General features: G+C 76.4%; 8 protein-coding genes. 4 read left to right on the forward strand and 4 right to left on the reverse strand.

What is annotated here, in order from left to right:
- The first annotated feature begins 330 nt into the window (after positions 1 to 330).
- Positions 331 to 840, forward strand: a complete 510-nt coding sequence (locus ABZV94_RS08035) for a MarR family transcriptional regulator (protein ID WP_356338377.1) — start codon at positions 331 to 333, stop codon at positions 838 to 840.
- 13 nt (positions 841 to 853) lie between these two features.
- Here ABZV94_RS08035 and ABZV94_RS08040 read toward each other — a convergent pair whose 3' ends face one another.
- Positions 854 to 2,410, reverse strand: coding sequence for an FAD-dependent monooxygenase (locus tag ABZV94_RS08040; protein WP_356338379.1), 1,557 nt, complete (start codon positions 2,408 to 2,410; stop codon positions 854 to 856).
- A 198-nt stretch (positions 2,411 to 2,608) separates the two neighbouring features.
- Here ABZV94_RS08040 and ABZV94_RS08045 point away from each other — a divergent pair, with 198 nt between their 5' ends.
- Positions 2,609 to 3,166: a TetR family transcriptional regulator gene (locus ABZV94_RS08045; RefSeq protein WP_356338381.1), complete on the forward strand. Its 558-nt coding sequence runs from the start codon at positions 2,609 to 2,611 to the stop codon at positions 3,164 to 3,166.
- 108 nt (positions 3,167 to 3,274) lie between these two features.
- On the opposite strand, the gene ABZV94_RS08050 is transcribed toward ABZV94_RS08045, so the two are convergent.
- The 3 genes from ABZV94_RS08050 to ABZV94_RS08060 all read right to left on the reverse strand — a co-directional run bounded on the left by ABZV94_RS08050 (position 3,275) and on the right by ABZV94_RS08060 (position 5,952).
- On the reverse strand, positions 3,275 to 3,556 hold the full coding sequence (locus tag ABZV94_RS08050) for a hypothetical protein (protein WP_356338383.1): 282 nt from the start codon (positions 3,554 to 3,556) through the stop codon (positions 3,275 to 3,277).
- 68 nt (positions 3,557 to 3,624) lie between these two features.
- The gene (gene malQ / locus ABZV94_RS08055; RefSeq protein WP_356338385.1) at positions 3,625 to 5,706 is read right to left on the reverse strand and encodes a 4-alpha-glucanotransferase; all 2,082 of its coding nucleotides are present in this window, start codon (positions 5,704 to 5,706) and stop codon (positions 3,625 to 3,627) included.
- Entirely contained in the window at positions 5,707 to 5,952 is a 246-nt protein-coding gene (locus tag ABZV94_RS08060; RefSeq protein WP_356338388.1) for a hypothetical protein, read from the reverse strand.
- Between the two features lie 166 nt (positions 5,953 to 6,118).
- Between ABZV94_RS08060 and ABZV94_RS08065 the strand changes: the two genes are divergently transcribed.
- On the forward strand, positions 6,119 to 6,727 hold the full coding sequence (locus ABZV94_RS08065; protein WP_356338398.1) for an RNA polymerase sigma factor: 609 nt from the start codon (positions 6,119 to 6,121) through the stop codon (positions 6,725 to 6,727).
- A partial coding sequence (locus ABZV94_RS08070; RefSeq protein ID WP_356338390.1) for a zf-HC2 domain-containing protein occupies positions 6,724 to 7,541 on the forward strand: 818 nt, incomplete at its 3' end. The genes ABZV94_RS08065 and ABZV94_RS08070, both read left to right, overlap by 4 nt.

A 7,541-nucleotide genomic window follows, 5' to 3' on the forward strand; every position in this document is an offset into this window, starting at 1 on the left:
CCACGCCCTCGCGGGGTTTCCGGTCCGGGGGCGATGGCCGCGGCCGCGGTGCGAACGTGGCACGGCGCGGTCGTAGGTGTTGCCGCGGGGGGACGAGCAGCGGCCTGGCCACTTCGGCTGCCGGCCCCGGTGAGTGGGGCACTCGCCGCCTGCGGCGGGCACACCCCTGATCGCGGCCCTTTCACTTCACGCTAACCGCCCTGAGATGAGTCAGCATCTCGGGCGGCGACGGACCGTGACCGTCCGGCACCCGCCGCGTACTCGCTTGCACGCCACTCAGCCACCGGTGCCTTTCTTGTGGGCGAGCGGAACCGGGCCGATACTCGCCGCATGCAGCCACAGCCCGCGGACACCGTCGACGCGATCATCGAGCAGTGGGCGCGCGTGCGGCCCGAACTGGACTCCCGGGCGATGGAGGTGTTCGGCCGGATCTTCCGGATCTCGCGCGCGATGGGCGACCGCATGGAGAGGGCGTACAGGCCCTACGGCATCTCCCGGGGCGAGTTCGACGTCCTGGCCACCCTGCGCAGGTCCGGCGAGCCGTACACCCTCTCGCCCCGCGAGCTGTCGGCCGCGCTCATGCTCACCACCGGCGGGATGACCGGCCGGCTCGACAAGCTGGAGCGGGCCGGGCTGCTGCGCCGCTCCCCGGACCCGCACGACCGGCGCGGGCTGCAGGTGACCCTCACCGAGGAGGGGCTGCGGCTGATCGACGAGGCGGTGGGCGCCGGGCTGGCGGAGGAGAGCGCCGCCCTGTCCGCCCTGGACGCCGAGGAGGCCGGCCATCTGGCCGGCCTGCTGCGGAAGCTGCTGGACGCGACGGCCGAGCAGCCGTCGTAGCCGTCACCGCGTGTCACTCGGCGGGGCCGGCGGGAGCCGCGGGACCGAGGTGGCGGGCGAGCGCCGCCTCGGTCTCCGCCGGACCGGCCGAGTCGGCGGCCCAGGCCGCGTAGCCGTCGGGGCGCACCAGCACCGTGGTGCGACGGCCGCTCGCCCAGCGGGCCGCCGTCAGCCGGTCCGCGCGGCCGGGCCCCGCCTCGTACGGCTCCGGGGTGATCAGCACGAACCGTCCGCCGCGCAGCGCCTCGTACAGCCGGCCGCCGCCCGCCAGGTCCACGTCCGGGACGCGGGCGCCGGTGAACGGGTGGGTGCCGCGGGGCGCGGGGTAGCGGTAGCCGATGCCGGTGATCTGGCCGGCGACCTTGCGCCGGGCCGGGCCGACCGTGTCGAGGAACGCGGTGAGGGCCGCGCGCGCCGCCAGCGTCCAGGGCCGCTTGGCCATCGCGAGGCGGACGATCCCGCCGCTGCTGCGCAGCACGGCCCGGCCGACGGGGTGCCGCTCGGCCTGGTAGGTGTCGAGCAGTGCGGGATCCGCGTGACCGCCGGCCACCGCGGCCAGCTTCCAGCTCAGGTTGGCGGCGTCCTGCAGACCGGTGTTCATGCCCTGGCCGCCGGCCGGGGTGTGCACGTGCGCGGCGTCCCCGGCCAGGAAGACCCGTCCGGCCCGGTAGGCCGGTGCCTGGCGCTCGTCGCTGTGGAAGCGGGACATCCACCGGGCGTCGTGCATCCCGAAGTCCCGGCCCAGGGCGAGGCGGGTGATCTCCTTGATCTCGGCGAGGTCCAGCGGCTCGCTGTCCGGGACGTTGCGGCCCCGGTGCCAGCCGATCACCCGGTGGTAGCCGTCGCCGAAGGGCGCGAGGAAGGCGAACGCGTCGCCGACCGCGTTGACGGTGAGCAGGGTCGGCGGCGGCTCGGCGAGCCGGACGTCGGCGAGCACGACGGACCGGATCACCGACCGGCCCGGGAACGGCAAGCCGATCGCCTGCCGCACGGCGCTGCGCATGCCGTCCGCGCCGACGACGTAGGCGGCCCGCATGGTCCGCGTACGGCCCTGCGGCCCGCGGACCTCGACGGTCACCCCGTCCGCGTCCTGGGTGAGCCCGGTCAGCTCCGTCTCGTACCGGAACTCCGCTCCCGCCTCGACCGCCCGCCGCTCCAGCGCCTTCTCGACCTCGTACTGCGGGAGGACGAGGAGGTGGCGGTAGCGGGAGGGGAGCGTGGAGAGGTCGACGGTGAGCCGGCCGAAGAGGCGGAGCCGGTCCAGCGGCTGCCCCGCTGACTCCAGGCCGTCGGCGAGACCGCGGGCGTCGAGCTGTTCGAGGGTGCGGGCGTGCAGGACGAAGGCGCGGGAGAGATTGCTGATCTTGTGCGGGCGCCTTTCGATCACGGTGACCGGGATGCCGGCGGTCGCGAGGTCACCGGCGAGGAGGAGGCCGGTGGGGCCGGATCCGACGACGAGGATGCGCGGGTCGGGGGTGCCGGCGGGAATGCCAGGAGTGCCAGGAGTGCCAGGAGTGCCAGGAGTGCGAGCGGTGCCAGGAGTGCTGGGGGAGCCCGTGATGCCGGTCATGGTGGCCTCCTAGGGTGCCTACGCGTGTTGGCCAACGGTTGTGGGTCAACACTTGTTGGCAACGGTAGGCCGGGGTACGCGACGGAGTCAACACCTGTTGGCCAACAAGCGTTGACCTGACCGTCACTCCGGGACCACTCCGGGACACCCGCCAGTCAACACTTGTTGGCCCACAACGGTGGGCCTACGCTCGTTGGCATGCCTGCACGCCGCTCCGACGCCACCCGCGCCGCCATCCTCGCCGCCGCCCGCGACCGCTTCGCCGCCGACGGCTACGAACGGGCCACCATCCGGGCCATCGCCAAGGACGCACGGATCGACCCGTCCATGGTGATGCGGTACTTCCGCAGCAAGGAAGGCCTGTTCGCCGCGGCCGTCGCGCTCGATCTGCGGCTGCCCGACCTGGCGCAGGTGCCCCGCGACGACGTGGGCCGCACCCTGGTGGCCCACTTCCTCGACCTGTGGGAGGAGAACGAGGAGCTGACGGCCGTCCTGCGGGTCGGGGCCACCAACGAGGCCGGGGCCGAGCGGATGCAGGGCATCTTCCGGGAGCAGCTGCTGCCGGTGGCGCGCCAGGTGTGCCCGGACCCCGAGCAGGTCCCCGCGCGGGCCGCGCTGTGCGCCGCCCAGCTCCTCGGGCTGGCCCTCACCCGCTATGTGCTGCGGCTGCCGCCGGCCCGCGCGCTGCCCCGCGAGGAGCTGGTGGCGTGGCTGGGCCCGACGGTGCAGCGCTATCTGACCGCGCCGAACCCCTGACGGGCCGGGCGGGAAAGAACGCCGGGGGCGCCGGCGTCCCACCCGGGTACGGCGTGCGCGCGTACCGACGGGAGGACCGGCGCCCCCGGCGAACGAACCGACGGTCGCTCAGGCCTTGGCCTGTGCGTCGGACTTGACGTTGATGTTGGACGAGGTGGTGTCCTTCTTGGCCCGGGACTTGTCGAGGGCCATCACCAGGCCGGCGATGACCAGGAACAGCACCACCGGGGCGAAGACGTAGAGGCCCAGCGTCTCGATGACGCTCAGGCCCTTGCCGGGGTCGTCGCCGTCGTCGCGGGTCAGCGCGAGCGCGGGGGACGACATGAGCAGCATCATCAGCGTCGTACCGGCGGCCAGGGCGCCGGCGCGCAGGGCGTTCTTCTTGTCCACGGAAATCAAGTTAGCGAACCGCCGTCGGGGCCGCGCGGCCGGGGTGCCCGTACGGGGAGGGGAGCCGGTCAGCGGAGCACCTCCAGCAGGGCCCTGAGCCGGGGTGAGGCCACCAGGTCCTCCAGCGGTACCGGGCGGCCGTCGGCGCCGGCGAGGGGCAGCCGCCAGTTCGGGTACTGGTCCCAGGTGCCCGGCAGGTTCTGCGGGCGGCGGTCGCCGATGCCGTCCGGGAGCCAGACGCCGATCAGCCGGGCGGGGGTGCGCAGCAGGAAGCGGTGGACGGCGCGGATCTCCTCCTCCTCGTCGGAGCCGGGCGGTCCGGCCGCCGGGCTGTCGAGCAGACCGAGGCTGCCGAGCAGGGCGAGCCACTCCGCGGTGTCGGCGGCGGCCTCCGCGCGTTCCTCGGCGGCCGAACGGGTCAGCAGGCCGAGCCGGTCGCGCAGCTCGACGTGGTCGCCGGTGAGCCGGGCGGCGGTGGGCGGCAGGTCGTGGGTGGTGGCGGTGGCCAGGCAGTCGGCGCGCCAGCGCTCGGGCGGCAGCGGACGGCCGTCGCCCTCCCAGTCCCGTTCGAACCAGAGCACGGAGGTGCCGAGCACCCCGCGCCGCTGGAGCGTCTCGCGCACGCCGGGCTCGACGGTGCCGAGGTCCTCGCCGATCACGACGGCGCCCGCGCGGCTCGCTTCCAGGGCCAGGATCGCGAGCATGGCGTCGGCGTCGTAACGGACGTAGGTGCCGTCGGTGGGCGGGCTGCCCTGGGGGACCCACCAGAGCCGGAACAGGCCCATGACGTGGTCGATGCGCAGGGCGCCGGCGTAGCGGAACAGGGCGCGCAGGAGGTCGCGGTAGGGGGCGTGGCCGGTCGCGGCGAGCCGGTCGGGGCGCCAGGGCGGCAGACCCCAGTCCTGGCCGCGGGCGTTGAAGGCGTCCGGCGGGGCGCCGACGGACATCCCGGCGGCGAACACGTCCTGCTGGGCCCAGGCGTCGGCGCCCGCCGGGTGCACGCCGACGGCGAGGTCGTGCACGATCCCGACGGGCATGCCGGCCTCGCGGGCGGCGCGCTGGGCGGCGCGGAGCTGGCCGTCGGTGAGCCAGGCGAGGCGGGTGTGGAACTCGACCCGGTCGGCGAGTTCCCCGCGCGCCCGGACGGTGGCGGCCGAGCGGGGGTCGCGCAGCCCGTCCGGCCAGCGGTGCCAGTCGGAGCCGTGCACCTCGGCGAGGGCGCACCAGGTGGCGTGGTCGTCCAGGGCCTGGCCGTGGGCGGCGCGGAAGGCGTCGTAGGCGGCCTGGCGGCCGGGCCCGAGGGGGACCCGCGCGACCAGCTCCAGTGCCTCCCGCTTCAGCTCCCACACCGCGTCCCGGTCGATGAGGGCGCCCTTGTCCAGGACATCGGCGCGCAGCCGTCCGGCCCGCTCCAGCAGCTCGCCGAGCCGCTCGCGGTCCTCGGCGTAGGCGTACTCGGGCACGTCCTCGATCCGCAGGTGGACGGGGTCGGGGAAGCGGCGGGAGGAGGGGCGGTACGGGGAGGGGTCGGTGGGCGCGCCGGGTACGGCCGCGTGCAGCGGGTTGACCTGGACGAACCCGGCGCCGGCGGTGCGTCCGGCCCAGCCGGCCAGCTCGGCGAGGTCGGCGAGGTCGCCCATGCCCCAGGAGCGACGGGAGAGCAGGGAGTACAGCTGGACGAGGAGGCCGTAGGAGCGGCCGTGCGGGGCGGGCAGCCGGTCCGGGGCGACGACGAGGCACGCCTCACCGGTCCGCCCGTCGGGTGCGGCGGCGGTCAGCCGGTGGACGCCGAGCGGAAGGTCCCCGGTGCCGTCCCGTTCCTCCCCGTCCTCGGTGCGGACCCGCAGCCGGGTGCCGGCGGGCAGCGCGGTGAGTGCGGCGGGCGGTTCCTCGCCGGACCACTGGACCACCGTCGGCGGCAGGAGGCGCTCGCGCAGCTCGCGTTCCCGGGCGGCGAGGGCGGCGCGCACGGCGTCCGGTCCGGCCGCGTCGACGCCGAGAGCGGCGAGGGCGGCGGTCACGGCGGAGGCGGGGACCTGGACGGTGCGGTCCGGTGCGGGGCGGTAGGTGGTGGCGACCCCGTGCAGCTCGGCGAGCCGGGCGAGGTCCGCGGGGTGTTCGTCGGAGTGCTCGTCGGGCGCCGCGGCCATCTACAGCCCCGGCGCGAAGGAGTCAGGGACCGGGTCGGACTCGCTGGTCAGCGGGGCGGCCTCGGCGAGCGGGGGCTCGCTGGTCAGGGGCTCGGCGTCGGGCAGGGGCGGCTCGCTGGTCAGCGGCGCCTGCGCGCACGCGCTCTCCGCGCTGAAGACGCACAGCCGCGCCACGTCGGTCTCGGCGGACGGCTCCGCCACGGGTTTGTGCTGGGCCGGGATCGTGAGTCGGGCCGGTGCGGCCACGGGGGCCTCCTTGTCGGTGTGCGGATGCTGCGGCTTTGGACGGGGTTACGGCAGGCCTACCCCGTGAGCCCGCCGCCACGCGCGGCAAAAACCGGCGCCGGGGCGATCCGGGTGATCCGGCACCGCCGCGGTGATCGATAGAGGGGGTGTGAGACTGTTCCGCCCCATGGGGGGCCAGCGGGAGAAGGACGACGGGAGCGGCGGGGACGCGGCCCTGCTGCGGGCCGTCGCGCGGGGGGACGCCCCGGCGATGGCCGCCCTGTACGACCGGCACGCCGGGTGGCTGCACGCGCGGCTGACGCGCCGGTGCGCCGACCCGGAGCTGGTGCGGGAGGTGCTCCAGGACACGTTCGTCACGGTGTGGCGGTCGGCGGCCGGGCACCGCGGGCAGGAGGCCGGCGGCTGGCTGTGGACGATCGCCGCGCGCCGGCTGGTCGACGCGCGGCGGGCGCAGGAGCGGGCCGCGCGGGTCGCGGGACCGCTGCCGGAGCCGGAGTCCTCCGGGGGGTACGAGTCCGCCGCCGCGCCGTCGGCCGAGGAGCGGGTGCTGGCGGGTCTGGAGTACGGCGACGTCGGCACCGCGCTCGGCCGGATCTCCCCCGAGCTGCGGGAGGTGCTGCGGGCGACGGTCGTCGACGGGCTGAGCACCCGTGAGGCGGCCCGGCTCCTCGGCATACCGGAGGGCACGGTCAAGTCCCGGGCCCGCCGCGCCCGCGCGGAACTGCGCGAGGCGCTGGCCCGGCTGAACCCGTCCCCGTTGGGAGGCACGGCATGACCCACCGCGACAGCCACCGGTGGCACGTCCCCGACGGCCAGGTCACCCGGTACGCCGAGGGCACCCTGGCGGACCCGGAGGCCTGGTCCCTGGAGAAGCACGTGGAGGACTGCGCGAGGTGCGCGTCCCGGGTGTCGGCCGCGGTCCGCGGCACGGCGGCGGGGACGGTCCTGACGGCGGTACGGGCGGCGGTGCTGGAGTCGGCGCCGGGGGCGGCCGGAGCGGCGGAACCGGTCGCCGCGCGGGCCGGTGCGGCGCCGGCGCCGGAGGCCCGCCTGCCGCGGCTCGCCCGGCTGCTGTGGGCCGCCGGGCCCGCCGTGCGCGGCGCCTGGCTGCCGGCCGTGCTGGGTGTGGCCGTGGCCGCGCCGGCCCTGTCGTACGGGGCGGGGTTCCCCGGGGCACGTGCGCTGCTGCTGGCCGTCGCCCCCGTGGTGCCCGTCGCCGGGGTCGCCCTGTCCTACGGGCCGCACGCGGACCCCCTGCACGAGGTCGCCGCGGCCACCCCGGGCGGCGGGCTGCGGCTCGCGCTCACCCGTACGGTCGCCGTGCTCGCGGTGAGCCTGCCGCTGCTGACCCTCACCGGGCTGCTGCTGCCCGCCTCGGGTGCCCCGGCCGCGGCGGCCTGGCTGCTGCCCGGGCTGGCGCTGGCGCTGGCCTCGCTGGCCCTGGCCTCCGTCGTCGGGTGCCGGGCGGCGGCCGGGGTGACGGGCGGCGGCTGGCTGTTCGCCGTCCTCGCGCCGGTGGCCGTCGCGCCGGGCGGTGCGGTGACCCTGCGGCTGGCCGAGCAGCTCTCCCGCTGCCTGGACGGCGTGGC

This window comes from Streptomyces sp. NPDC004658, from assembly GCF_040609555.1.
GTDB lineage: Bacteria > Actinomycetota > Actinomycetes > Streptomycetales > Streptomycetaceae > Streptomyces.